Genomic DNA, 25334 nt, shown 5'->3' with positions numbered 1-25334 from the left:
ATGAACGAGCTTTACATCGATGGACAATGGTGCGTGGCCTCGGGCCCCGCGTTCGCTTCGCGCAACCCCGGCACGGGCGAGACCGTGTGGAGCGGCAACGCCGCGAGCGCCGAAGAGGTCGATCGCGCCGTGAACGCCGCGCGCCGCGCGTTCGCCGCGTGGGCGCAAACGCCGCTCGAAGCGCGCTGCGAGATCGTGCAGCGCTTCGCCGCGCTCGTCACCGAAAAGAAGGAGACGCTTGCCCAGGCGATTGGCCGCGAGACCGGCAAGCCGCTCTGGGAAGCGCGCACCGAAGCGGCGTCGATGGCCGCGAAGGTCGCGATTTCGATCACCGCTTACGGCGAGCGCACCGGCGAGAAACGCGCGCCGATGGCCGACGGCGTGGCGGTGCTGCGCCATCGCCCGCATGGCGTCGTCGCCGTGTTCGGGCCGTACAACTTCCCGGGCCACTTGCCCAACGGCCATATCGTGCCGGCGCTGATCGCGGGCAACGCGGTCGTGTTCAAGCCGTCGGAACTCGCTCCGGAAGTGGCGCGCGTCACGGTCGAACTCTGGCGCGAGGCCGGCTTGCCCGCGGGCGTGCTCAACCTCGTGCAGGGCGAGCGCGACACAGGCATTGCGCTTGCGAATCACAAGCAGATCGACGGGCTCTTCTTCACGGGCAGCTCGGACACGGGCACGCTGCTGCATCGCCAGTTCGGCGGCCGGCCCGAGATCGTGCTCGCGCTGGAGATGGGCGGCAACAATCCGCTCGTCGTCGCGCCGGTCGAGGATATCGATGCCGCCGTGCATCACACGATCCAGTCGGCGTTTCTTTCGGCGGGGCAGCGCTGCACGTGCGCGCGCCGCATTCTCGTGCCCGCGGACGCATTCGGCGAGCGCTTCCTCGCGCGCTTCGTCGAAGTGAGTTCGCGCATCACGGTGGGTGAGTACGACGCCGAACCGCAGCCCTTCATGGGCGCCGTGATTTCGGCGCGCGCGGCGGGCAAGCTGATGGGTGCGCAGGCGCAACTGCTCGAGCGCGGCGCACGCGCCTTGCTGCCGATGACGCAGCGCGACCCGGCGCTCGGCTTCGTGACGCCGGCGGTTCTCGACGTGACGGGCGTGGCCGACCTGCCCGACGAGGAGCACTTCGGGCCGCTCGCCCAGGTGATCCGCTACGCGGGTTTCGACGACGCTATCGCGCAGGCCAACAATACGGCGTACGGCCTCTCGGCGGGCCTGCTCGCCGACGACGAAGCGCTGTGGCAGCGCTTCACGCGCGAGATCCGCGCGGGCGTGGTGAACTGGAACCGGCCGACCAACGGTGCGTCGAGCGGCGCGCCGTTCGGCGGCGCCGGCCGCTCGGGCAACCACCGGCCGAGCGCCTACTACGCCGCCGACTACTGCGCCTATCCGATGGCCTCGGTGGAAAGCGCGCAACTGCAGATGCCCGCGAGCGTTTCGCCGGGTCTTCACTTCTAAGGAACGACGATGCAAACCCTTGAAGCCAACTTCGACGGACTCGTCGGCCCCACGCACAACTACGCCGGGCTGTCGTTCGGCAACGTCGCCTCGCAGAGCAACGAGAAGTCCGTCGCGAACCCGCGCGCCGCGGCGCAGCAGGGCTTGCGCAAGATGAAGCGGCTCGCCGACCTCGGCTTCGCGCAAGGCGTGCTGCCGCCGCAGGAGCGGCCGTCCATGCGGCTGCTGCGCGAGCTGGGCTTCGGCGGTAAGGATGCCGAAGCGATTGCGCGCGCCGCGAAGGACGCGCCCGAACTGCTCGCGGCGGCAAGCTCGGCGTCGGCCATGTGGACCGCGAATGCGGCCACGGTGAGCCCTTCGGCGGATACGCCGAACCGGCGTGTGCACTTCACGCCTGCGAACCTGTGCAGCAAGCTGCATCGTGCGATCGAGCACGAGGCCACGCGCCGCACGCTTTCCACGGTGTTCGCGGACCCGTCGCACTTCGTCGTGCACGAGGCGCTGCCCGGCACGCCCGCGCTCGGCGACGAAGGCGCGGCCAACCATACGCGCTTCAGCGCGCAGTACGGCGAGCGCGGCGTGGAGTTCTTCGTGTACGGGCGCAGCGAATACCGTCGTGGACCGGAGCCCAAGCGCTTCCCGGCGCGGCAGACGTTCGAGGCGAGCCGCGCCATCGCGCAGCGCCACGGCCTGACCGATGCGGGCACCGTGTTCGCGCAGCAGAATCCGGATGTGATCGACGCCGGCGTGTTCCATAACGACGTGATCGCCGTGGGCAACCGCAGCACGCTGTTTTGCCACGAGCGCGCGTTCGTCGACCAGAAGGCGGTCTACGACGAGTTGCGCACGAAGCTCGCGGCGTACGACGCGCCGTTCCACGTGATCGAAGTGCCCGAAGCGCGCGTGAGCGTGGCCGACGCGGTGTCGTCCTATCTCTTCAACAGCCAGTTGCTGAGCCGCGCGGACGGCACGCAGATTCTCGTCGTGCCGCAGGAGTGCCGCGAGAATCCGCACGTGGCGATCTACCTCGACGAACTGGTCGCGAGCAGCGGGCCGGTGGACGAAGTGCTCGTGTTCGACCTGCGCGAGAGCATGAAGAACGGCGGCGGCCCGGCGTGCCTGCGTCTGCGCGTGGTGCTCAGCGCGGAAGAGCGCGCGGCGACGGCCCCCGGCGTGTGGATGAACGACGCGCTCTTCACGCGCCTCGACGGCTGGATCGAGCGGCACTATCGCGACCGGCTCGCGCCGCAGGACCTGACCGATCCGGCGCTGCTTGTCGAGTCGCGCACGGCGCTCGACGAACTCACGCAGATTCTCGGCCTTGGATCGCTCTATGACTTCCAGCGCTGATACCCCGCTCGCGGACTTTCTCGCGTACACGCTCGCGGGCGCGCGTCCGGCCACGCCCGCAGCGGCGCGTGGCGAATGCGCGGGCGGCGTGCGCTGGCAGTGGCTCGACGAGGGCGTGCTGGAGCTGGAACCGGCACGCATCGACGAGACGACGCGCAGCGTGTTGCTGTCGGCAGGCGTGCACGGCGACGAAACGGCGCCGATCGAACTGCTCTCGCAGCTCGTGGCCGACATCGCGGCGGGCCGCGCGCCGCTCGCCTGCCGCGTGCTCGCGGTGCTCGGCAATGCCGGCGCGATGCGCGCCGGCGAGCGCTATCTCGACGACGATCTCAACCGCCTGTTCGGCGGCCGCCATGCGCGTGTGCCGGCGAGCCGCGAGGCGCCGCGCGCCGTGGCGCTCGAAGCGGCGGCGCAGCGCTTCTTCGCGCAGGCCGCGAGTCCCGCCGCTGCACCTTTCGCGCGCTGGCACCTCGACATGCATACGGCGATCCGCGCTTCGGCGTTCGAGCAGTTCGCGCTGCTGCCGCACACGGGCGCGCCGCCCGCGCGCGCGATGCTCGAATGGCTCGCCGACGCGCGCATCGCGGCCGTGCTGATCCACACCGAGAAGGGCGCGACCTTGTCGTCGTTTACGGCCGAAACGTGCGGGGCGCTCGCCTGCACGCTCGAACTGGGCAAGGTGCGTCCGTTCGGCCAGAATGACCTGGCGCGCTTCGCCGGTGCCGATGCCGCCGTGCGCCGTCTCGTGGCGGGAGAGTTGTCGTTGCCGAAGGGCGCGCAGATGCCGCGCATCTTCACGGTGATCGGCCAGATCACGAAGCAGAGCGCGGCGCTCAAGCTCAACGTGGCCGCCGACGTGCCCAACTTCACCCCGTTCCCGCGCGGCGAGGTGCTGGCGGAAGACGGCGCCTACCGCTACGTCGTACAGCACGACGAGGAGCGCATCGTGTTTCCGAATCCGGGCGTGAAGCCGGGCTTGCGCGCGGGCCTGCTCGTCGTCGATACGACCCGCGAGACGCTCGCCGCGCTCGCCTGAGCGCTAGCCGCACGCGCACGCGCGCTCCCGCGCTTGCGCAGCCACGACACCCACTTGCATGTTCGAACGCAGCGCGTGAGCTCGCCGCCGCGCGCGGGCCCGCCATGCGCCGCTTGCCGCCCGCGGGGCGGGGCGCCGGCGCCGTCGCGGTACAATCGCGCCCTCGCGGTTGTTGCGGCGCACCACACACGGTGCGCGCGATTGAGCCGTGTTGTTGGCGCAGCGATCCTGTGCCGGCGCCGGGAAGCCGTTTTTTAGCCGCGAATCGAACCATGAAGCGGCCTGAACGGGCTCCGCCGGCGCACCCAATCTGACTGGAATGAGACATTGATGAAGACGAACTGGAACAAGCTGGCAACGCTCGCATTCTGCGCGGCCGCCATGACGGCAGGCGCGGCAGGGGCCGCACACGCCGCCGATATCAAGGAAATCCGCTTTGGCGTGGAGGCGTCGTACGCGCCGTTCGAATCGAAGTCGCCCGCGGGCGAACTGCAGGGCTTCGATATCGACGTGGGCAATGCCGTCTGCGCGAAGCTCAAGGCAAAGTGCGTGTGGGTGGAAAACTCGTTCGACGGCCTGATCCCGGCGCTGCAGGCGCGCAAGTTCGCCGCGATCAATTCCGACATGTCGATCACGGACCAGCGCCGCCAGGCCATCGACTTCACCGACCCCATCTACGCGATTCCGAACCAGATGATCGCGAAGAAGGGCAGCACGCTGCAGCCCACGCCCGAGTCGCTCAAGGGCAAGCACGTGGGCGTGCTCCAGGGCACGATCCAGGAAACCTACGCGAAAGCGAAGTGGGCGCCGGCGGGCGTCGACGTCGTGCCGTACCCGACGCAGGACCAGATCTACGCGGACCTCGTGTCGGGCCGCCTCGACGCCTCGTTTCTCGACGCCGAAGCCGCCTCCAAGGGATTCCTGAACAAGCCGCAGGGCGCGGCCTTCGCGTTCGCGGGCCCGCAGGTCGTGGACGCGAAGCTGCTCGGCGAGGGCGTGGGCTACGGTGTGCGCAAGAACGATGCGGCGCTCAAGACCGCCTTGAACGGCGCGCTCAAGGACCTGAAGGCGGACGGCACGCTCGACCGCATCGCGGCGAAGTATTTCGACGTGAAGGTCGTGCTGAAGTAATCGACCCGCATCGATAGATCGATAGACCGGCCGGCTGGACGAAATCCAGCCGGCCGGTTTTTTTGCGCCTTTGCTTCGGATTGCCTATCAAATCGTTCTTGTGTCGAACGGCAACGCAGCGCCGGTGACGCGTGCGGCACTGCAAAAACCACAAAAAAATCCCGCGGATCGCGCAGAACTTCATTTCCGCGCCTTACTTGCCAGGATAAAATCGACACAAGAAAGTGCCGCGTCCGGCGCGCAATGTGTGCGAAGCGCAAACGGTTGCGGCATGCCAAGAAACAAGACCAGGGCGCCGCCATGCGCGCGGCGCCGCGCGGGGGACCCCATGAGCTTGAACGCCGCAGACCGGCCGCAGATGTCAGGAGTCGCGGGCAGCACGCAGTCGCCGGAACAAGCCGGCCCGCCCATCGACGTGTATTTCGCGCGCCAGCCGATGCTCGACCGGGAGGGCCTCCTCTGCGCGTTCGAGACGTCGCCGCGCCTCGTGGACCGGCGCGAAAGCGCCGAAATCGAACAAGAGGCCGAAGCGGCCGCCAAAGACCAGGCCTCGGGCATGACGCCCAAGCCTTCCGCCACGAGCACCGCGCTCCTCAAAAGCTTCGCCGCGCCCGGCTTGCGCGCCTCGCTCGCGGGCCATCCCGCCTGGCTCGACATGACGCGCGATGCGCTTTTCCACGACGGTCTGCTGCGCGTGAGCCCCGAGCGCGTCATGCTCGAGTTGCCCGTGGACATCGGCGCGGAAGCGGACCTGATCGCGCGGCTCGTCGAGCTGCACCGCCGCCGCTACCGCTTCGCGCTCGACCACGTGTCGAAGGCGGATGAGTCGCTCGCGAAACTGCTGCCATATGTGGACGCCATCAAGATCGATATCCGCGAGATCGCGCCCGCGGTGCTGCCGAAGTTCGCGAGCGTGATGAAGGCGGCGGGCAAGCTTCTCGTGGCGATGGGCGTCGAGACCCAGGAAGACTATCAGCGCGCGCACGCACTCGGCTTCGACCGCTTCCAGGGCTACTTCTTCGCGAAACCGCACGGCGGCGCGCGCCGCTCCAGCGCGCCGCGCCAGGCGCTGCTGAACCTCCTGCATCTGCTTGCGGCCGAACCCACCGTTGCGCAGCTCGAAGCGGAACTGAAGCTCAACCCCGTGCTCGTGATGCATCTGATGCGGCTCGCCAACTCGGGCAGCATGAACATCGGCCGCAAGGTGACGACGCTGCGCGAGGCGATCAATGCGACCGGCACCAACGCGATCGCGCGCTGGACGCAGTTGCTGCTCTACGCCGACGGCCGCAAGATCGCCGCCGAAGACGACCCGCTGCTGCAACTCGTGGCCACGCGCGCGCGCTTCATGGAAATCGCGGTGACGCAGCTTGCCAAGGCACACCTCGAAGAGGAAGACGCGGCGTTCCTCGTGGGGGTGTTCTCGTTCGTCGAGGCGGTGTTCGGCGGTCCCCTCGAAAGCACGCTCGAAGTGCTCACGCTGGCCAAGCCGATCCGCACGGCGATCGTAAAGCGCGAGGGCGCGCTCGGGCGGCTGCTCGAACTTTCCGAGGCGCTCGAGCGTGCGGACTGGGCCCGCGTGGATGCGCTGTGCGCGGAACTCGAGCCGCTCGACGCCGCGACGGTCGCGGCGATCACGCTCACGGCCGCGGAATGGGCGGGCACGTCCGGCCGCGACGCGGAAGACGAAGGGCTGGAGCGGATCGAAGATTGAGCGGGCGGGGCGGTGCCGCGAAGCGATGCGGCGCCGCGCTCAGTGAAGATTCAGTCGGGACAGGCAGGACTCAGGCGGTCTGCGGAACGTGCGTGAAGAAGCGCGCGAGTTGCTGCGCGAGGTCGTTCAGCGCGCTCATCTCTTTCTGTGAAATGCGGCGCGGCTCCTGGTTCACGAGCCAGTCGCCGTACATCAGCGCAACGGGCTCGACGCCAGGCGCGCCCACGGGCAGCAGGACGAACGCGCGCGCGTCGTCGAAGCTCGAGCGATACCAGCCGGGCAGGCGCGCGAGAATCTTCGCGTCGCGTGCATTCTCGATGAAGATGCCGACCTTGTTCGCGATGGCAAGGTGAAACACGTCGGGCTGGAACGCGGCGGAGAACGCGAGCTTGGGCAGCACGTCGCCCATGTGCGGGCCGAAGCCGTGCTGCGCCTCGAACATGTTCGCGCCGCGTCGCACGAACACCACGCTGCGTGCGAAACCGAGGCCCGCGAGCACGGTTTCGGTTGCGAGCGTGAGGGCGGTGCTCAGCGCGCTGTCGGCCGGCAATGCGCGCAGGTCCTCGACGCCGGCCGCAATGCGCGCCTCGGGATCGAGCGCTTCGCGGGCGATGGCGTCGGCGTTGGCGCGCAATTCGACGATCTCGCGCATCACGCCGTCTTCGGCTTCCTCGCGCGCGAGCGCGAGGCTCATCTGCACGAGCACATCGGCATCGGTCGAGAGCGCGCGGCCGTAGTGCTGCGCAAGCTCGGCGATATGCGTCTCGCGCATCTCTTCGGAGAGGCCCTGGGTGGTCAGCACGCGCGCGACTTCGGTCGAATAGTTGGTGATGGCGCGCAGCCACTGCACGTCGCGCGGTTCCTTGTCGGCCGGGTCGTACTGGCGCATGCCCGCACGGATCGTGTCGGGCAGGCGCCAGCGCGTGGCGGCTTCGAGGCCGAGTTCTTCGAAGGTCACGCCGAGCACTTCGAGGCAGGCTTCGTCGTCGCTCGAGCCTTCATCGATCTCGCGGCGGATCTGGTCCCACTCGGGTTCGAGATAGAACACCACGAGCAGCTTGCCCACCTGGCGCATCAGCGTGCAGACCACGGCCTCTTCGCCCGCGCGCAGGTCGCCGTGCTCGGTGAGCTTGCGTGCGACGCAGCCCGAGAGCATGGTGCGGTTCAGTTCGAGCTTGGCGTCGATGCGGCGCGGCGCGCTGTGGTGAAAGTGATCGACGATCTTCAGGCCGACGACGAGATGGCCGACCGCGTCCATGCCGAGGACCATCAGCGCGCGCGTGACGGTCGTGATGTTGCCGCCGAACGCCATGTACATGGCCGAATTGGCGAGACGCAGCACCTTCTGCGTGAGCGCGAAATCCGAGAGCACGACCTTCACGAGCGCGCTGAAATCGTAGTCGTCGTTGGTCATCGCCGCGACCGTGGTGCGCAGCGATTGCGACAGCAAGGGGAAGTCCCCGCGTTCATTCATGCGGGCCCACAAGCGGTCTAGCAGGACGGCCTTTACCATCTGAACCATGTCAATTTCGCGAAAGCCCTGCTGTTTGCGATGCCCGCATCATTGCACCTCGTGCACGTGCAACGCACCCGAAACGAAGCGCTGCTGCAATTCTTCTGAAGGCAGCGCCTTGCAGACGAGCCATCCCTGGATGTGCTCGCAACCCATGTTCGTCAGCAGCTCGCGCTGCGCCTCCGTCTCCACGCCCTCGGCCACGAGCTCGAGATCGAGCGTACGCGCGAGCCCCACCACCGCGTTGACGATCGCCTGATCGTTGCGCGAAGTGATGAGGTTCTCGACGAAGCTTCGATCGATCTTCAGCTTCGAGAGCGGGAAGCGCTGCAGGTACGCGAGACTCGAATACCCGGTGCCGAAGTCGTCCACCGCGAAGCGAATGCCAAGCGACGTGAGCTCTTCGAGCAGCGTTTTCGCATGCTGCGGATCGTGCATGAGCAGGCTTTCGGTGATCTCGAACACCAGCCGGCACGGATCGACTCCGGTGAGCTCGATCGCCTCCTCGACACTTTCCCTGAACCGCGGATTGCGGAACTGCTGGGGCGAGACATTGACCGCCACGTACTGCAGCTCGATGCCTTGCTCGTCCCATTGGGTCAGTTGCATACAGGCAGCCTTCAAAACCCAATTGCCGAGATAATTAATCAGGCCGACGGATTCCGCAAGCGGAATAAATGTTGAAGGCGGCACGAGACCGTGCAATGGATGTTGCCAGCGGATCAATGCCTCCACGCCGACCACGCCGCGCGACGCGCTGCTCGTGATGGGCTGGAAGTGTAGCGAGAATTCGCCGTTGCGCACACCGTCGTAGAGGTCCGACTCCAGCTTCAGGCGCATGGCGTCGGTGGGATCGTCGACGGGCACGTGCAACGTCAGCGTGTTGCCGCCGATCGCCTTGGCCTGCTGGAGCGCCTGGTCCGCGCGGCGGATGAGCGGCGTGGTGTCGGCGCTGGCATCGGCGTCGCCCAGGCCGGAGGCATCCGGGCGCTGGTCCGGATGGAACGCAATGCCGATGCTCGCCGAAAGGTGCACGGGCTGGTTGCGAAACGAGTACGGCTGCAGGATGGAGGTGAGCAGGCGGCGGCCAAGCGCTTCGGCGGCGGCGCGCACTTCGTCGGGCGCGGCGTGGCGTTGCGGCGTGATCAGGATGGCGAACTCGTCGCTGCCGATGCGCGCGATCATTTCGCCCTGCAGGGCGAGGTGGGTGAGGCGCCGCGCGGTCTCGCGCAGCAGCTCGTCGCCGGCGTCGTAGCCGAGCGCGCGGTTCACGCGCTGATAGTCGTCGAGGTCGAGCAGCAGCAGCGCCACCGGCACGCCGAAATGGTCCGCGTCGGCCTGGGCGCGCTGCAGCGCGGGCGCAAGCGCGGTCTGGTTGGGCAGGCCGGTGAGCGGGTCGTGATGGAGCGCGTGGGTGAGCGCGGCCTCGGTGCCTTGCCAGCCGGAGACGTCGAAGCCCGCCACGGCGAAGCCGGCCGTCTCGCCGTACTGGGCGCGCTGCACGCGCAGCTCCACGGGAAGCGGGTAGGTGAGGGCCTTGACGAGGTCGATCGTGTCTTTTTCCACGGCGCCGCTGTGCGTGGCGCGCGCGATCAGCGCCTCGAGGCGCTCGTGATGCTCGGGCGTGACGATGTCGGCGAGCGTCGCGCCGAGCAGGAACTCGCGGTGATACCCCGCGAAGCGCAGGCTCGCGTCGGAGACGTAAAGAAAGTGCAGCCTCGCGTCCACGTGGACGAGGAAGTCCACCGCCGCGGCCGTGTTCTCGAACGAGAGTGAAACGGCGTCGGCGTAGTCGGGTCCGGCTGCGGCGGGCGACGGGGGCACGAGCGGCGCGGCGCCCTGGTCGACGGCGGCTTCGGCCGCTTGCGCTGCGCCCTGTGCCTGCGCGGCATGAGAGGCGTTCGCGTCGCCAGGCATGGGCGGGTCGCCGGCAATGCCCTTGAGGCCGGCAAGCGCGTAAAACCGGTCGACGACCGTGCGCAACCAGCCCTGGCGGGGCGCGGAGATCCTGTTCGCTTCCATGTCTGTCGCTGGCAACCCTTTGTTTGTCTGTGGCGTCCCGGCCGGTTTCCATATCCGGCTGAAGCCGCCCATCAGAGCAAGTTATCGACCCCGGACGAGAAATCTTTAGCCGCGGCGACCGAAAAAACACCTAACGCACAAACGTGACGGGAGATCGGTGCGGTGGCGTCCAGATTCGGTTAAAGTGGCGCCGGTCGAGACGCCGTTCGCCATGCGCGATGGGTCGGCGCGCGTGAAGCGCCCGTCTTGCGGGCCGCAGGGGCGGCCCGGCGCGTCGGCGGCCATTACCGGCCATTCCATCCGTACGAGTCATCCGCCATGTCCGATTCATCGTCAGCGTTTGCCGCGCCGGCAAGCGAGGCTGCGCGAGACGATGCGGGCAGGGGCACCCCTGGTTCCGCGCCTTCTATGCCGTCAGCTTCACAACCCGGCCTTGCTCCCGGGGCATCAACCGGTCCGCAGCCGTTCGTCTATCTCGGGCGGCAGCCTATTCTCGATCGCAATGGCGCGCTCAACGCCTATGAGTTGCTGTTCCGAGGCGGCGCGCAGAACCGCGCGGACGTCGACGACGACGCGCTCGCCACGGCCCAGGTGATGACGCGCACGATCGGCCAGCTCGGCGTGCCCGCGGTGCTCGGCCGTCACTACGGCTATGTCAACATCAGCCGCGAGCTGCTGTTCGACGACATCGTGCATCTGCTGCCGCCGGGCCGCTTCGTGCTGGAGGTGCTCGAACACGTGCGCTTCGACGCCGCGGTGCTGGAGCGTCTCGCGCAACTGCGCCGCGCCGGCTACCGCATTGCCTTCGACGACGTGTGCGAGATCACGGAGAACCTGCTGCGCGCCTTGCCGTACGCGGACATCATCAAGGTCGACCTGCTGCAGACCGAGCGCGCGGCGCTGCCCGGCCTCGTCGCGAGCCTCGCCGCGCACGGCAAGACGCTGATCGCCGAGAAGGTCGAGACGGGCGAGGACTTCGAACTGGCCTCGTCGCTCGGCTTCGAGCTGTTTCAGGGCTACTTCTTCGCGCGCCCGCAGGTGCTGCGCGCGCCGCGCGTGCGCGCTTCGCGCCTTGCGCTCGTGCGCCTGCTCGCGCTGGTCGCCAACGACGTCGGCACGGCCGAACTCGAACGCGAACTGCGCAGCCACCCGGGCGTAGTGGTGCAACTGCTGCGTCTCGTCAATTCGAGCGCGTACTCGCCGGGGCGGCCGATTTCGTCGCTGCGCGAAGCGGTGCTCGCGGCGGGCACGCGCCAGATCGCGCGCTGGGCGCAACTGCTGCTTTACGCGAGCGGACGCGACCTGCCCTGGGGCTCGGACCCGCTCGTGCAGCTCGCGGGCACGCGCTCGCACTTCATGGAGCTTGCCGCACGCAGCCTGAGCCCGCAGGACCCCGATTTCGCCGATGCCGCCTTCATGACCGGCATCTTTTCCCTCGTGCACGTGCTGGTGGGTTCGACGCCTGAGAACACGCTCGATCGTCTCGGCCTTGCGCGCGAGATCGTCGAGGCCGTCGACGGTCATCGCGGCGAGCTCGGCACGCTGCTGCGCATCGCGACCGCGGCCGAGCGTGGCGATCACGACGGCGCGCAGCGTCTCGCGCGCGAGGCGGGCGGCATGTTCAACGCGCTCACGCCGCCGCTGCTCGGCGAGTTGAACCTGTGGGCCGGCGCGTGGTTCACGGCGTATGCCGAGGGTTGAAATAAGATCGTAAGGTTGGCGCCGGGGGGCGCGCTGCGGGTGCCGCAATTGTGTGATCCAATATTGGTATCGCCGCGGCGTCATGCGTCTCATTTGCATGATGGGCAAGACCCGCGGGCAAAACGCGCGCCGGCGTGGCGATTCAACTCGAGGGCATTTGACATGAAACCGAGGTTCTTTGCGGCGGGAGCCGCGGCGCTCGTCTGCGCCGGGCTTGCGCTCTTTACGCTGTCTGCACAGGCGACACTGAAGCCGGGCGATGCCGCACCCGACTTCACGACCCAGGCATCGCTGGGTGGCAAGACCTATACCTATTCGCTCGCTTCGGAGCTGAAGAAGGGGCCGGTGGTGGTGTACTTCTACCCGGCCGCGTTCACGAAGGGTTGCACGATCGAGGCGCACGAATTCGCTGAAGCGGTCGATCAGTACAAGCAGTACGGCGCGACCGTGATCGGCGTTTCGCACGACAACATCGACACGCTCACGAAGTTCTCGGTGAGCGAGTGCCGCAGCAAGTTCCCAGTGGCCGCAGACGAAGACTCGAAGATCATCAAGTCGTACGACGCGTCGATGCCGATGCACGAGTCGATGGCCAATCGCGTCTCATATGTGATCGCGCCGGACGGCAAGATCATCTACGAATACACGAGCCTGTCGCCGGACCAGCACGTGACGAACACGTTGCGCGCCCTGAAGGAATGGGCCGCGCAGCATCCGCAGCAGTAGTGATCGCGAGTCATCGCAAACCGTAGCAAGCCACGAGGCCCGCCACGCGCGCGGGCCTCGTCGCGATCTGTTCCAGTCGCCCCTCCGCGTTTCGCCCTGACTTCTCTCTCCCGCCGCACGGATTCCTCGCATGCCGATCGTCGTTGTTCTTTTAGCTTTCGCCGCGCTCGTCTACGGCGCTTACTGGTCCTTCAACGCCATCGCGGCGCAGTTCGGCACGGGCGTTGCCGTGGGCGCCGCCGTGCTGGCCGCGGCGTTGTTCGTCGCGCTCATCGCCTGGGTGTGGCGCCGGATGCGCGACGTGGCGCCCAACGTGTGCGGCGAAGGCGACTGGACGCACCGCGTGGCCGGCGCCTGGGGCGAGGCCCGTCTCGCGGCCGGCAAGCGCTTTTGCGAGCTGACCCAGGGCGGCGCGCATGGCGCGTATATCTTCGCCGACCTGCAAGGCGCGCAGCCGGCGCGCGATGCCAACGGCTGGCACGTGGTGTTGCGTGTGGCCGACCCGAAGCGCCCGCTCTGGCAATTGCCGATGCAAAGCGAGCGCGAAGCGAAGCGCTGGGCGCGCATTTTTACGCTGGCGATCGCGCAAAAACTCTGAGCGTCGCAACCGCCGCCGAACGTTCCGGGCGCAGCGCTGTCCCAACTACTTCCCGGCAACGCACACTGGATATGTCACGAAAACCCTGGATCGCGGCGGCCCTGATCGCCGTCTGCGCCACGCTGCTCGCGGCGTGCGACCAGCAAAAGGTCGCCGACGCCGTCAACGCGATCAAGCCCGATTCGATGGCGTTCGGCGGCCTGCGCATTGGCGTGTCGACGGTCGAGGACGTACGCCGGCAGGCGGGCAAGCCCGAAATGGTGTGGGAGGACGACGACGGCGCGCAGCGCCTCGAATACCCGCGCGGGCCCAACGGCCTCACCACGTGGATGCTCGACTTCGACGCGAACGGCAAGCTCGTGGCGATGACCCAGGCGCTCACGGCGCAGAATATCGCGCAGGTCGTGCCGGGCATGCCGCAGGACGAAGTGCGGCGCCTGCTCGGCAAGCCGGCCACGGTAGCAAAATACGCGTTGAGCCACGAGGAAGTGTGGAGCTGGCACTGGGCCGAAGGCGGCGTGGCGGGGGACGGCATGTTCAACGCCCATTTCGCGCCGGATGGACTCGTGATCAGGACGTCGCGCTCGGACGCACCGGGCCACGAGCAGCATTGAGGCGGCGAGCGCGCCAGCCGCAAGGAGGAAGCAGATGAAACGTATCGCGTTGCTATGGCATGTGGTGAAGGGCGATGCGCGCGTGCTGTGGCACGCGCTGCGTCAGCCGGGGCGCCCCGTGTGGCTCGTGCCCGCCACGGCGCTGCTCGCGCTCTATGCGCTCGACCCGTTCAATCTCGCGCTGCCGGTCGCCGGTGTCGTGGACGACGGCATCATCGTGCCGCTGTTGCTGCATCTGATCGTGCGGTGCCTGCCGGCGCATTTGCGCCAGCGCGAGCCTCGACGGGCACGCGCATAAAAAAACGGCTGAAGCCACGCTTCAGCCGTTGTCTACAGCAGGAACGCTCACTCCGCCTGCGCTGCGGGCGCCGCGCGCCCGCGCTTCGCATCCCACCACACGCGCAGCCGGTCCATGTACAGATAGACCACCGGCGTCGTATAGAGCGTGAGCATCTGGCTCACGATCAGACCGCCCACGATCGAAATGCCGAGCGGCGCGCGCAACTCCGCACCTTCGCCGCGCCCGAACGCGAGCGGCAGCGCGCCGAGCAGCGCCGCGCAGGTCGTCATCATGATCGGCCGGAAGCGCAGCAGGCAGGCCTGGTAAATCGCATCGCGCGAACTCAGCCCCTCACGCGACGCCTGGATCGCGAAGTCCACCATCATGATGGCGTTCTTCTTCACGATGCCGATCAGCAGAATCACGCCGATCAGCGCGATGATGCTGAACTCCGTCTTGAAGAGCAGCAGCGCGAGCAGGGCGCCCACGCCCGCCGACGGCAGGGTGGAGAGAATCGTGAGCGGGTGGATGTAGCTCTCGTAGAGAATGCCCAACACGATATACACGGCCGCGAGCGCCGCGAGAATCAGCAGCGGCTGGTTGTCGAGCGACTGCTGGAACGCCTGCGCCGTGCCCTGGAAGCTGCCGTGAATCGTCGCGGGCATGCCGATCTCGCCCATCGTGTCGTAGATCGCCTGGGTCGCGTCGGAGAGCGATTTGCCGGGCGGCAGGTTGAACGAGATCGTCGAGGCCACGAACTGGCTCTGGTGATTCACCGAAAGCGGCGTCGTGCCGGGGCCGAACGAGGCGATCGACGAGAGCGGCACCATGGTTTCCTTCGACGTGGACACCGCCGCGCCCGACGACGCGCTCGACTTGCCGCTCGCGGCGAGCGAGTTGGTCGCGAGGTTGCGCGCCGAATCGGCGGCGATGGCCGCGGCGCTCGTCGCCGTGGTGGCGGCCGTGCCGCCCGTCGAGGCGGTGGTGGCCGTCACCGTGCCGGCCGTCGCGTTGGTGCTCTGCGCGCCGCTCGCCGTGCCGCCCGAGGTGCTGACCCAGATCTCGTTGAGCATGGTCGGGCTCTGCCAGTACTTTGGCGCGACTTCCATCACCACGTGGTACTGGTTGAGCGGGTTGTAGATCGTCGAGACCTGGCGCTGGCCGAACGCGTCGTAAAGCGTGTTGTCGATCTGCGAGGGCGTGATGTTCAGCCGCGCGGCGCTCTGCCGGTCGATGTTGATCATCGACTCGAGGCCGCCTTGCTGCTGGTCCGAGTTCACGTCGGCGAGTTCGGGCCGCGCCTGCAGCGCCTCGGTGAGCTTCGGCCCCCACTTGTAGAGATCGGCGGTGTTGTCTGCGAGCAGCGTGAACTGGTACTGCGCGTTCGACTGCCGGCCGCCCACGCGAATGTCCTGCACCGCCTGCAGGAAGGTGCGCGCGCCCGCCACGTTCGAGAGCGGCCCGCGCAGTTGCGCGATCACCTGGTCGGCGGAAAGCTTGCGCTCGCTCTTGGGCTTGAGCGAGACGAACATGAAGCCCGAGTTGGTCGCGCGCCCGCCCGAGAATCCCGCGACCGATTCCACGGCCGGGTTCGCCTGCACGATACGCATCATCTCGGCGAACTTCACCTTCATCGCCTGAAACGAGGTGGACTGGTCGGCCTGGATGCCGCCGACCAGGCGCCCCGTGTCCTGCTGCGGAAAGAAGCCCTTGGGCACGACCACGTAGAGCGCGACGTTCAGCGCGATCGTCGCGATGAGCGTGAGCAGGATGATGAACGGATGCGCGAGCGCCCAGCCGAGCGTGCGCTCGTAGCCGCCCTGCAGGCGCTGGAAGCCGCGCTCGAGCCACTGCGCGAAGCGGCCTTCTTCCTTCTTCTCGTGCGCCTCTTCGAGCAGGCGCGAGCACATCATCGGCGTGAGCGTGAGCGAGACGGCCAGCGACACCGCAATGGCGAGCGAGAGCGTGAGCGCGAACTCGCGGAACAGGCGCCCGACGATGCCGCCCATCAGCAGAATCGGCAGGAACACGGCGACGAGCGAGACGCTGATCGAGAGCACCGTGAAGCCCACCTCGCGCGCGCCGAGCAGCGCCGCCTTCATGCGCGGCACGCCGTTTTCGATATGTCGCGAGATGTTCTCCAGCACGACGATCGCGTCGTCCACGACGAAGCCGGTCGCGATGGTGAGCGCCATCAACGAGAGATTGTCGAGCGAGAAGCCCATCAGGTACATCGCCGCGAAGGTGCCGATGATCGAGATGGGCACGGCCACGCTCGGAATGAGCGTCGCGCGCCAGTTGCGCAGGAACAGGAACACCACCATCACGACGAGCGCCACGGCGATCATGAGCGTGTGCTCGGTGTCCTTGAGCGAGGAGCGGATCGTGACCGAGCGGTCGGACGTCGGGATCACCTCGACGTCGGCGGGCAGCGACGCCTTGAGCTGTGGCAGCATGGCGACGACGCGGTCCACGGTCTCGATGATGTTCGCGCCCGGCTGGCGGTAGAGGATCACGAGCACGGAGCGCTTGCCGTTGGCGAGGCCGATGTTGCGCAGGTCTTCCACCGAATCGACCACTTCGCCCACGTCCGAGAGCTTCACGCCCGCGCCGTTGCGGTAGGCGATCACGAGGTCCTTGTACTGGCTCGCCTTGCTCGCCTGGTCGTTGGTGTAGAGCTGGAAGCGCTGCGGACCGAATTCGATATCGCCCTTGGGGCTGTTCGCGTTGGCCGAGGCGAGCGCCGCGCGCACGTCTTCGAGGCCGATGCCGTAGTGAAAGAGCGCATGCGGCTCCAGCTCCACGCGCACGGCCGGATTGGCCGAGCCGCTCACGTCGACTTCGCCCACGCCGTCCACCTGCGAGAGCGACTGCTGCAGCACCGTGGCCGCCGAGTCGTAGAGCTGGCCCGCGCTCAAGGTGGGCGAGGTGAGCGCGAGAATCAGGATCGGCGCGTCGGCGGGGTTGACCTTGTGGTAGGTCGGGTTCTGCCGCAGGCTCGTGGGCAGGTCCGCGCGCGCGGCGTTGATCGCCGCCTGCACGTCGCGCGCCGCGCCGTCGATGTCGCGGTTCAGGCCGAATTGCAGCGTGATGCGCGTGCTGCCCACCGAGCTTTGCGAGGTCATCTCCGAGACGTCGGCGATCGAGCCGAGGTGCCGCTCCAGCGGGCTCGCCACGCTGGTCGCCACCGTTTCGGGGCTCGCGCCCGGCAAGGTGGCCTGCACGGAGATGGTCGGAAAGTCCACCTGCGGCAAGGGCGCGACCGGCAGCTTCGTGAACGCGAAGAGGCCGGCCAGCGCAATGCCGACGGCGAGCAGCGTGGTCGCGACGGGGCGCGAGATGAACGGGCGCGAGAGATTCATCGCGTCAGCTCTCCGACGAAGACGACGCCGCGCCGTGCGAACCACCGCCGAAGCGCCGGCGCAGACGCTGTGCGATCCGGTCGAACGCGAGGTAGATCACCGGCGTCGTGAAGAGCGTGAGCGCCTGGCTCACGATCAGGCCGCCCGCAATCGCGATGCCGAGCGGCCGGCGCAGCTCGCTGCCCGCGCCGTAGCCGAGGATAAGCGGCACGGCGCCGAGCAGCGCCGCCATCGTCGTCATCATGATCGGCCGGAAGCGCAGCAGACACGCCTGGTAGATCGCCTCGCGCGGCGGCTTGCCTTCGTGGCGCTCGGCCTCGAGCGCGAAGTCGATCATCATGATGGCGTTCTTCTTCACGATGCCGATCAACAGCACGATGCCGATGATGCCGATGATGTCGAGGTCGTGCCCGGTCAGGATCAGCGCGAGCAGCGCGCCGATCCCGGCCGACGGCAGCGTCGAGAGGATCGTGATCGGATGCACGAAGCTCTCGTACAGCACGCCGAGCACGATATACATCGTGACGATGGCCGCGAGGATCAGGAACAGCTCGTTGGACAGCGACGCCTGGAACGCGAGCGCGGCGCCCTGGAAGCGCGTCTGGAACGAGCCCGGCAGGCCGATGTCCTTTTCCGCCTGCTGGATCGCCTTCACGGCCGCGCCGAGCGAGGAGCCCTGCGCGAGGTTGAACGAGACCGTCGTGGCCGGGAACTGCGAGAGATGCGTGACGAGCAGCGGCGCGGGCCGCTCGTGGAACTTCGCGATGGCCGACAGCGGCACCTGGCCCGTGGTCGAGGTCGAAGAGGGCAGGTAGATCGAATTTAGCGCGTCGGTGTAGTGCTGCAGAACCGGATCGGCTTCGAGGATCACGCGGTACTGGTTCGATTGCGTGAAGATCGTCGAGATGATGCGCTGGCCGTAGGCGTCGTACAGCGCGTTGTCCACCGTCGCGGGCGTGATGCCGTAGCGCGCCGCGCTCGCGCGGTCGATCTCGATGAACACGGAGCTGCCCTGGTCCTGCAGGTCGGTCGCCACGTCCGCGAGTTCGGGCAGTTGCTTCAGGTGTTGCACGAGCTTCGGCACCCAGGTCGTGAAGTCCTGGATGTTCGGCGTGGTGAGCATGAACTGGTATTGCGTCGGGCTCACCGTCGAGTCGATCGTGAGGTCCTGCACCGGCTGCATGTAGAGCGTCGCGCCCGGCACGTGGGCCACGCTCTTTTGCAGGTCGCGGATGATCTCGCTCGCCGTTTCGCTGCGGTCGTCGCGCGGCTTCAGGTTGATGAGCATGCGGCCGCTGTTGAGCGTGATGTTGGTGCCGTCCACGCCGATGAACGAGGTGAGGCTCTCCACGTTCTCGTTCTTGAGAATCTCCGCGGCGAGCGCCTGCTGGCGCTCGGCCATCGACGCATACGAGACCGATTGCGGCATCTGCGTGATGGCCTGGATCACGCCCGTGTCCTGCACGGGGAAGAAGCCCTTGGGCACGATCACGTAGAGAATGCCGGTGAGCACGAGCGTGATGAGGAACACGATCATCGTGAGGCGCTGGCGGGCGAGCACCCATTCGAGCGCCACGCCGTAGCGGCCGATCACATAGTCGAAGAACGCATGCACGCGCGCCTCGAAGCGGTGGCTTTCGGGCGGCGGCGTGTGGCGCAGCATCTTCGCGCACATCATCGGCACGAGCGTGAGCGAGACCACGGCCGAGATCACGATCGTCACCGCGAGCGTGATGGCGAACTCGTGGAACAGGCGGCCCACCACGTCGCCCATGAAGAGCAGCGGAATCAGCACGGCGATCAGCGACACCGTCAGCGAGATGATGGTGAAGCCGATCTGCTTCGAACCCTTTAGCGCCGCTTCGAGCGGGGTGTCGCCCGCCTCCACGTAGCGCGCGATGTTCTCGATCATGACGATGGCGTCGTCCACCACGAAACCGGTGGCGATGGTGAGCGCCATCAACGACAGGTTGTCGAGCGAGAAGCCGCACAGGTACATGACCGCGAGCGTGCCGATCAGCGAGAGCGGCACCGAAAGGCTCGGAATGATCGTGGCGTAGATGTTCGCGAGGAACAGGTACATCACCAGCACCACGAGCACCACCGACATCAGCAGCTCGAACTGCACGTCGCGCACCGAGGCGCGGATCGTGGTGGTGCGGTCGGTGACGATCTGCACGTCGAGCGAAGAGGGCAGTGCTTCCTGCAGCTGCGGCAACAGCGCCTTGATGCTGTCCACCACCTGGATCACGTTCGCGCCCGGCTGGCGCTGCACGTTCAGGATGATCGCGGGCGTGCCGTCGGCCCATGCGCCGAGCTTGGTGTTTTCCGCGCCCTGCACGATGTTCGCGACGTCGGTGAGCATGACGGGGCGGCCGTTGCGGTACGCGATCACGGCGTCTTTGTAAGCGTCCGCGTCGGTCAGCTGGTCGTTCGCGTTGATCGTGTAGGCGCGCGTGGGGCCGTCGAAGTTGCCCTTGGGCGTGTTGACGTTCAGGTTCGAAATGCTCGTGCGCAGGTCGTCGAGGTTCAGGCCGTAGGCCGCGAGCGCGCGCGGATTCGCCTGGATGCGCACGGCCGGGCGCTGGCCGCCCGAGAGGCTCACGAGGCCCACGCCCGCCACCTGCGAGATTTTCTGCGCGAGGCGGGTGTCGGCGAGATCCTGGATCTGCGTGAGCGGCAGCGTTTTCGAGGTGATCGCGAGCGTGAGGATCGGCGCGTCGGCGGGATTGACCTTGGCGTAGATCGGCGGCGCGGGCAGGTCCGAGGGCAGCAGGTTGCCGGCCGCGTTGATGGCGGCCTGCACTTCCTGCTCGGCCACGTCGAGCGGCAGGTCGAGGCTGAACTGGAGCGTGATGACCGAGGAGCCCGCCGAACTCTGCGACGACATCTGGTTGAGCGACGGCATCTGCCCGAACTGGCGTTCGAGCGGCGCCGTGACCGAGGACGTCATCACGTCCGGGCTCGCGCCCGGGTAGAAGGTCTGCACCTGGATGGTCGGGTAATCGACTTCGGGCAGCGCGGAAAGCGGCAGGAAGCGCAGCGCGACGAGGCCGACCAGCATGATCGCCGCCATGAGCAACGCCGTGCCGACCGGCCGCAGGATAAAGGCGCGGGATGGATTCATGCTGGCTTACTGGGCTTGCGTCTGCGAGGCGTGGCGATGGCCATGACGCGCGCCCGAGGCCGCGCCGGCCCACGAGGCGCCTTGCGCGCCCGCGGCGCCCGACGCCCCCTTCGCGTGTTGCGGATGCTCGGCGGGAATCGTGATCTTCGCGCCTTCGCGCAGACGGTCGGAGCCGTCGGTCACCACGCGCTCGCCCACGGTGAGGCCCGAGGCGATGCTGGTGCGCTCGGCATCGACGGGGCCGACCTTCACGAGCCGCACCGTGACCGTGTTGTCGGGCTTCGCGACATAGACGTACTGTCCCTGCGAGCCGTTGAGCACGGCCGATGTGGGCACGATCACGGCGTCGTGGATCGTATCGACGAGCAGGCGCGCATTCACGAACTGATTCGGAAAGAGCCCTTGTTCGTGGTTCGTGAAGCTCGCGCGCAGCTTGACGGTGCCCGTGGTGGTGTCGATCTGGTTGTCGATGGTCTGCAGCGAGCCGGCTTCGAGCATCGTCGTGTTGCTGCGGTCGTAGGCCGTGACCGACATTTTGGTGCCCGCGCGCAGCTGCTTCATGATGGGGGGCAGGTTGTCCTCCGAAGTCGTGAAGATCACGCTGATCGGCTCCAGCTGCGTGAGCACGACGATGCCGTTGGTGTCGCTGGGCGTCACGTAGTTGCCCGGATCGACCTGGCGCAGGCCCACGCGGCCCGAGACGGGCGCCGTGATGCGCGCGTAGGTGAGGTCGAGCTTGTAGGTATCGACGCTGGCCTGATCGGACTTGACGGTGCCCTCGTATTGCTTGACGAGCGAGGCCTGGGTGTCGACCTGCTGGCTCGCGATCGAGTCTTGCGAGAGCAGCGTCTGGTAGCGCTTGAGGTCGAGGCGCGCCGTGGCGAGCAGCGCCTGGTCGCGGGCGAGCTGGCCTTCGGCGTTGGCGAGCGAGATCTGGTACGGGCGCGGGTCGATCTGCGCGAGCACGTCGCCCTTTTTCACCATCTGGCCTTCCTGGAAGTACACGTCCTGAAGCGTGCCGGATAGTTGCGTGCGCACCGTGATGTCGGCGAGCGGCGTGACCGTGCCGAGCGCGGTGATGACGATGGGCATGTCGCCGGCCTTCGCCGTGGCCACGCTCACGGGCTGCGGCATGTTGGCCATGGCGCCCGGACCGCCGCGACGCGCGTGCGCGCCGGCCGCCGGTGCGGCGTTGCCGCCCGAGAGCGCCTTGTTCCACGGCTGCCAGCGCGCGAGCACGATGCCGGCGATCACGATGACCACGCCCAGCGCGATGAACTTGCCCTTGCCGCGCCTCGCGGCGACCGGAGCGGGGGACTGCGGCGTCGTGTCTTTACGGGGGGAATCCGGGCGCTTTTCTTGTTGATCCATCGGTCAGGTCGGTAACAGGTTCTCGAAGCGGGGTTCTCGAAGGCTCTTGGCTGAGCGCACTACAGGGGGCCGGCCGCGAGGCGCTCGCAGAGGCGCGCGCAGCAGCGCACGGCGCCGGCGCAGCGGGCGCGCGCCGATGCTACGCAGGCCGTGCGCAAGCAAGATGTCAGGACGCGCCGCGCTGCGGCCCGCATGCCGCGCCATGCGCTCACGGGCATGGAAGGCGTCGCTGGCGACTGGCTGGCGTTACGGGCGAAGGGCGGCGGCGCAGCTGGCCCGTGCCGCCAAAAAGCATGATGCTACGTTGTCCGCTTCGTTACAGTCCAGTGCCGTTTCTTTCGAGACGTTACGAGCGTTACACCCTTCGTGTGTTTTTTGTAAGGCGCAGGCGCTCGGGTTGTCAGGTCGCGTGGGGCAGGCGCAGGGCGCCGCCGATTTCGTCGACGACGCGCGCGACGCATTCGCGCAGCAGCGGCACGACGTGGCTGACGAGCCACTCGCGCGGGCACTGCTGCGCGGCGCCGCCGCAGTTGATGGCGTAGATCTCGCCGTTGGGACCCGCGAACGCCGTGGCGATGGCGTTGAGCCCCTCGTACCACTCGCCGATCGCGAGCCCGTAGCCGTGGGCGGCTGTCTCGGCGAGCGCCGCGTCGAGCCGGCTGCCGAAGACGCCCCAGTCGTTGCCGGTCGAAGTCTGCAGCGCGGCGGTGAGTTCGGCGCGCGCGTGCGGATCGAGCGCGGCGAGGTAGGCGCGCCCGACGGCGGTGCGGCCCATGTCGATGCGCGAGCCGACCTCGAGGCGCGTGACGAGCACGGCGGTGCGCGGGCGGATCGCGTCGATCACGACCATGTCCAGACGGTCGCGCACGGTCAGGTGCACCGAGAGCGCGGTGCGCTCGGCCAGCCGCGTGAGAAACGGCCGCGCCCGGCTGCGAATGTCGGAGTTGCGCAGGAAGCCGTTGGACAGCTCGAGCACCGACGAGGTGAGCACGAAGCGTTCGCTGTCGGGCAGCCGGGCGAGAAAGCCCGTGCTCACGAGCGTGCCCGTGAGGCGCGAAAGCGTGGGCTTGGGAATGCCGGTCAGCTCGGTCAGTTCGCGGTTGCTGAGCGGCGCGTCGGCGGCCGCGACGCAGCGCAGGACGGCAAGGCCGCGCGCGAGCGCGGTCACTTCGTCGGCGCCGCCGTCTTTATCTCGCGGAGGTTCATCAAGATGGCGCGAATCGGGTGCGGAAGTCATTGGCGGGACAATTTTCCGAAACAGGATTTCAGTTTTGAGATTTCGCGCGAGGCGTTACAAAGTCAGCGCGGCGTGCCGCGTGGTACGGTCGTTTGCGTTCGATCAACGCGTCGCTCCCTAAATTAGGGTGCAAATTATCAGACGATTGTAATGGATGCCAGAAGCTCGACGATTGGCGCATTTTGGCGAGATTTTGCTTGACTTAGTCAGCATGTAGGTAAAAAATGGAACCCGATTTCGGCAATCCGCCTCGACCCCGCAACATTGCGGGGTTTTAATGTGCCTCGTGTTATGCAATTCGCATAATTGCGTATCTTTTTCCGATGGCACGGCGCATCCGAATACCGTCTCTCAGGTTCTAGCACGGCCCTCGGAATGGCTAGAACTTTTCAAGGCGCCACGTGCAAACGTGGCGCTTTTTTTTCCGCCCGGCTGCAAACAGGCAAACGGGCAAACGGGCACTCCCGCGCCTGGCGGCCGGTCATGCAACTTCGCCGCGAAAACCCTCGCGCAACTCGCGCTTGAGCACCTTGCCGATCGGGCTGCGCGGCAGCGCGTCGACGATCACCACGTCGGCAAGTCGTTGCATCTTCCCCAATTGCCCGTTGGCCCAGTCGGCGAGCGTGTCGGCGGTCAATGCCGAAGCGCGCCGGAGCGTGACGAACGCCACCGGCGTTTCGCCCCAGCGCGCCGACGGCACGCCGACCACTGCGGATTCAAGGACTTCGGGATGCCGGGCGAGCACCTGTTCCAGATCGCTCGGGTAGATGTTGAAGCCGCCCGAGATGATCATGTCCTTCTTGCGGTCCATCAGCACGAGGAAGCCGTCTTCGTCGAAGCGGCCGACATCTCCGGTCCGGATGAAGCGCCGGCCATCGCTGTCGTACCACTCGGCTTGCGCCGTCTTGTCCGGTTGCCGGTAGTAGCCGGTCATCATGGCTGGCGAACGCCCGACGATTTCACCCGCTTCCCCGGTGGCGACCTCGCGTCCGTCCGCATCGATCAGGCGCATTTCATGGCCGCTCAGCGGGCGGCCAACGGTGTGCAACTTGTCGGGAAACTCGTCCGCGCAAAGCTCGCATGACGCGCCGCCTTCGGTCATGCCATAGAACTCGGTGAGCTTGCCGGGCCATCTGCGCAGGGCGTCCGCCTTGAGGGCCGCCGCGAACGGCGCACTCGTGCAGAACTTCGAGTGGAAACGGGACAGGTCGTAGCGATCGAAGTCCGGATGGCCGAGGATGCGCTGGTATTGCACCGGCACCAGCATGGTGTGCGTGACGTGCTTGCGCTCGGCAAGCTCGAGATACTGCTTCGCATCGAACTTCGGCATGAGGACAACCGTTCCGCCGAGCGCCAGGGTCGGGAAGAAGCTCACCAGCGTGGTGTTCGAATAGAGGGGCGTCGCAATCAAGGTAACGCACTCCGGCCCGTATCCGCGCTCGAGGCTACGCAGCGTATAGGCGTAGCGCATCGCGTGCGACTGGACGATCCCTTTGGGCGCGCCCGTCGTGCCGGACGAGTAAATGATGTTGAAGGCCCACTCCGGCCGGATCTCCACCTGCCGGGGCGCGGCGCCCACTGGCGCGAGCCAGGCATCGTATTGCCCGGCTGCACCGATGTCGATGACGCGCAGCGCAGGCGGCAGCGTGACGCCCGCGAGCGACTGGCGAACCGTGTCGTCGGCGAAGAGGATCCGCGCCCGCGAGTTTTCCAGCATGGCGACGAGGCTGTCCGGGTGCGTGGAGGGCGACAGCGGGGCGACCGCGAGTCCTGCCCGGAGCGCGCCGAAGAAGACGGCGGCATAGGAGATTGAACTCGACGCACAGATGGCAACGACGTCTTCGGGAGCCAGCCCGTCACGCTGCAGCGCGGCAGCGCAGCGGTCGATCAGCGCATCGAGCGCGGCGAACGTGACCGTCTCGTCTTCGCAGACAATGGCCGCACGCGCGCCGTGTTCCACCGTGCGGTGGCGAATCATGGCGGTCAAGTCGACGAACGGGGAGTCGGGTGACGGGGACTGCACGGACATGGCCTCATACCTCACTGGAAAGATGGCTTCGCGGTGGCGTGATGCGGTTCTCTTGCGCA

17 protein-coding genes are annotated in these 25334 nt (G+C 67.3%); 10 read left to right on the top strand and 7 right to left on the bottom strand.

Translation table 11 applies throughout. The annotated features are described in order from the left end of the window. The 5 genes from astD (at position 1) to AB4Y35_RS14980 (ending at position 6695) form a co-directional block, all read left to right on the top strand. Positions 1–1464: a succinylglutamate-semialdehyde dehydrogenase gene (astD, locus tag AB4Y35_RS15000; RefSeq protein ID WP_368704920.1), complete on the top strand. Its 1464-nt coding sequence runs from the start codon at positions 1–3 to the stop codon at positions 1462–1464. Positions 1465–1473: 9 nt separating this feature from the next. Further along, the gene (gene astB, locus AB4Y35_RS14995; RefSeq protein ID WP_368694651.1) at positions 1474–2814 is read left to right on the top strand and encodes an N-succinylarginine dihydrolase; all 1341 of its coding nucleotides are present in this window, start codon (positions 1474–1476) and stop codon (positions 2812–2814) included. Beyond that, a complete protein-coding gene (astE, locus tag AB4Y35_RS14990) occupies positions 2798–3850 on the top strand; it encodes a succinylglutamate desuccinylase (RefSeq protein WP_368704919.1) in 1053 nt (350 codons plus the stop codon). Before astB ends, astE begins: the two co-directional genes overlap by 17 nt. 330 nt (positions 3851–4180) lie before the next feature. Further along, positions 4181–4981, top strand: coding sequence for an ABC transporter substrate-binding protein (locus AB4Y35_RS14985; RefSeq protein ID WP_368704918.1), 801 nt, complete (start codon positions 4181–4183; stop codon positions 4979–4981). A 328-nt stretch (positions 4982–5309) separates the two neighbouring features. Next, complete coding sequence (locus AB4Y35_RS14980) at positions 5310–6695, top strand: EAL and HDOD domain-containing protein (protein ID WP_368704917.1); 1386 nt, start codon at positions 5310–5312, stop codon at positions 6693–6695. Positions 6696–6765: 70 nt separating this feature from the next. Here AB4Y35_RS14980 and AB4Y35_RS14975 read toward each other — a convergent pair whose 3' ends face one another. After that, a complete protein-coding gene (locus AB4Y35_RS14975) occupies positions 6766–8208 on the bottom strand; it encodes an HDOD domain-containing protein (protein WP_368705411.1) in 1443 nt (480 codons plus the stop codon). Positions 8209–8256: 48 nt separating this feature from the next. Beyond that, complete coding sequence (locus tag AB4Y35_RS14970; protein ID WP_368704916.1) at positions 8257–10230, bottom strand: putative bifunctional diguanylate cyclase/phosphodiesterase; 1974 nt, start codon at positions 10228–10230, stop codon at positions 8257–8259. A gap of 408 nt (positions 10231–10638) precedes the next feature. On the opposite strand from AB4Y35_RS14970, the gene AB4Y35_RS14965 reads away from it, so the two are divergent. From AB4Y35_RS14965 to AB4Y35_RS14945, 5 genes are all read left to right on the top strand, one after another. Further along, complete coding sequence (locus AB4Y35_RS14965) at positions 10639–11931, top strand: EAL and HDOD domain-containing protein (protein ID WP_368704915.1); 1293 nt, start codon at positions 10639–10641, stop codon at positions 11929–11931. Positions 11932–12093: 162 nt separating this feature from the next. Next, positions 12094–12657, top strand: coding sequence for a peroxiredoxin (locus AB4Y35_RS14960; RefSeq protein WP_368686471.1), 564 nt, complete (start codon positions 12094–12096; stop codon positions 12655–12657). Between the two features lie 130 nt (positions 12658–12787). Further along, entirely contained in the window at positions 12788–13255 is a 468-nt protein-coding gene (locus AB4Y35_RS14955) for a hypothetical protein (RefSeq protein ID WP_368704914.1), read from the top strand. 71 nt (positions 13256–13326) lie between these two features. After that, entirely contained in the window at positions 13327–13869 is a 543-nt protein-coding gene (locus tag AB4Y35_RS14950) for an outer membrane protein assembly factor BamE (RefSeq protein ID WP_254357527.1), read from the top strand. A gap of 34 nt (positions 13870–13903) precedes the next feature. Continuing rightward, positions 13904–14167 (top strand): hypothetical protein, encoded by a 264-nt coding sequence (locus AB4Y35_RS14945; RefSeq protein ID WP_368704913.1) that lies wholly within the window; start codon positions 13904–13906, stop codon positions 14165–14167. A gap of 47 nt (positions 14168–14214) precedes the next feature. Here AB4Y35_RS14945 and AB4Y35_RS14940 read toward each other — a convergent pair whose 3' ends face one another. The 5 genes from AB4Y35_RS14940 to AB4Y35_RS14920 form a co-directional block, all read right to left on the bottom strand. Next, the gene (locus tag AB4Y35_RS14940) at positions 14215–17511 is read right to left on the bottom strand and encodes an efflux RND transporter permease subunit (RefSeq protein WP_368704912.1); all 3297 of its coding nucleotides are present in this window, start codon (positions 17509–17511) and stop codon (positions 14215–14217) included. A 4-nt stretch (positions 17512–17515) separates the two neighbouring features. Further along, on the bottom strand, positions 17516–20638 hold the full coding sequence (locus AB4Y35_RS14935; protein ID WP_368704911.1) for an MdtB/MuxB family multidrug efflux RND transporter permease subunit: 3123 nt from the start codon (positions 20636–20638) through the stop codon (positions 17516–17518). A gap of 6 nt (positions 20639–20644) precedes the next feature. Continuing rightward, the gene (locus AB4Y35_RS14930; RefSeq protein ID WP_368704910.1) at positions 20645–22009 is read right to left on the bottom strand and encodes an MdtA/MuxA family multidrug efflux RND transporter periplasmic adaptor subunit; all 1365 of its coding nucleotides are present in this window, start codon (positions 22007–22009) and stop codon (positions 20645–20647) included. A gap of 400 nt (positions 22010–22409) precedes the next feature. Beyond that, entirely contained in the window at positions 22410–23246 is an 837-nt protein-coding gene (locus tag AB4Y35_RS14925; protein WP_368704909.1) for an IclR family transcriptional regulator, read from the bottom strand. A 481-nt stretch (positions 23247–23727) separates the two neighbouring features. Beyond that, complete coding sequence (locus AB4Y35_RS14920; protein ID WP_368704908.1) at positions 23728–25275, bottom strand: class I adenylate-forming enzyme family protein; 1548 nt, start codon at positions 25273–25275, stop codon at positions 23728–23730. Positions 25276–25334 lie beyond the last annotated feature (59 nt).

The organism is Paraburkholderia sp. EG286A, from assembly GCF_040965375.1.
Taxonomy (GTDB): domain Bacteria; phylum Pseudomonadota; class Gammaproteobacteria; order Burkholderiales; family Burkholderiaceae; genus Paraburkholderia.
Note: the sequence above shows the minus strand (reverse complement) of the source record. Positions and strands in the feature narration are given on the sequence as shown.

Excerpts from the sequence above, each read along its gene's own strand:
- astD (WP_368704920.1), top strand. The coding sequence starts at position 1 with ATGAACGAGCTTTACATCGATGGACAATGGTGCGTGGCCTCGGGCCCC.
- astB (WP_368694651.1), top strand. The coding sequence starts at position 1,474 with ATGCAAACCCTTGAAGCCAACTTCGACGGACTCGTCGGCCCCACGCAC.
- astE (WP_368704919.1), top strand. The coding sequence starts at position 2,798 with ATGACTTCCAGCGCTGATACCCCGCTCGCGGACTTTCTCGCGTACACG.
- AB4Y35_RS14985 (WP_368704918.1), top strand. The coding sequence starts at position 4,181 with ATGAAGACGAACTGGAACAAGCTGGCAACGCTCGCATTCTGCGCGGCC.
- AB4Y35_RS14980 (WP_368704917.1), top strand. The coding sequence starts at position 5,310 with ATGAGCTTGAACGCCGCAGACCGGCCGCAGATGTCAGGAGTCGCGGGC.
- AB4Y35_RS14975 (WP_368705411.1), bottom strand. The coding sequence starts at position 8,208 with ATGGTAAAGGCCGTCCTGCTAGACCGCTTGTGGGCCCGCATGAATGAA.
- AB4Y35_RS14970 (WP_368704916.1), bottom strand. The coding sequence starts at position 10,230 with ATGGAAGCGAACAGGATCTCCGCGCCCCGCCAGGGCTGGTTGCGCACG.
- AB4Y35_RS14965 (WP_368704915.1), top strand. The coding sequence starts at position 10,639 with ATGCCGTCAGCTTCACAACCCGGCCTTGCTCCCGGGGCATCAACCGGT.
- AB4Y35_RS14960 (WP_368686471.1), top strand. The coding sequence starts at position 12,094 with ATGAAACCGAGGTTCTTTGCGGCGGGAGCCGCGGCGCTCGTCTGCGCC.
- AB4Y35_RS14955 (WP_368704914.1), top strand. The coding sequence starts at position 12,788 with ATGCCGATCGTCGTTGTTCTTTTAGCTTTCGCCGCGCTCGTCTACGGC.
- AB4Y35_RS14950 (WP_254357527.1), top strand. The coding sequence starts at position 13,327 with ATGTCACGAAAACCCTGGATCGCGGCGGCCCTGATCGCCGTCTGCGCC.
- AB4Y35_RS14945 (WP_368704913.1), top strand. The coding sequence starts at position 13,904 with ATGAAACGTATCGCGTTGCTATGGCATGTGGTGAAGGGCGATGCGCGC.
- AB4Y35_RS14940 (WP_368704912.1), bottom strand. The coding sequence starts at position 17,511 with ATGAATCTCTCGCGCCCGTTCATCTCGCGCCCCGTCGCGACCACGCTG.
- AB4Y35_RS14935 (WP_368704911.1), bottom strand. The coding sequence starts at position 20,638 with ATGAATCCATCCCGCGCCTTTATCCTGCGGCCGGTCGGCACGGCGTTG.
- AB4Y35_RS14930 (WP_368704910.1), bottom strand. The coding sequence starts at position 22,009 with ATGGATCAACAAGAAAAGCGCCCGGATTCCCCCCGTAAAGACACGACG.
- AB4Y35_RS14925 (WP_368704909.1), bottom strand. The coding sequence starts at position 23,246 with ATGACTTCCGCACCCGATTCGCGCCATCTTGATGAACCTCCGCGAGAT.
- AB4Y35_RS14920 (WP_368704908.1), bottom strand. The coding sequence starts at position 25,275 with ATGTCCGTGCAGTCCCCGTCACCCGACTCCCCGTTCGTCGACTTGACC.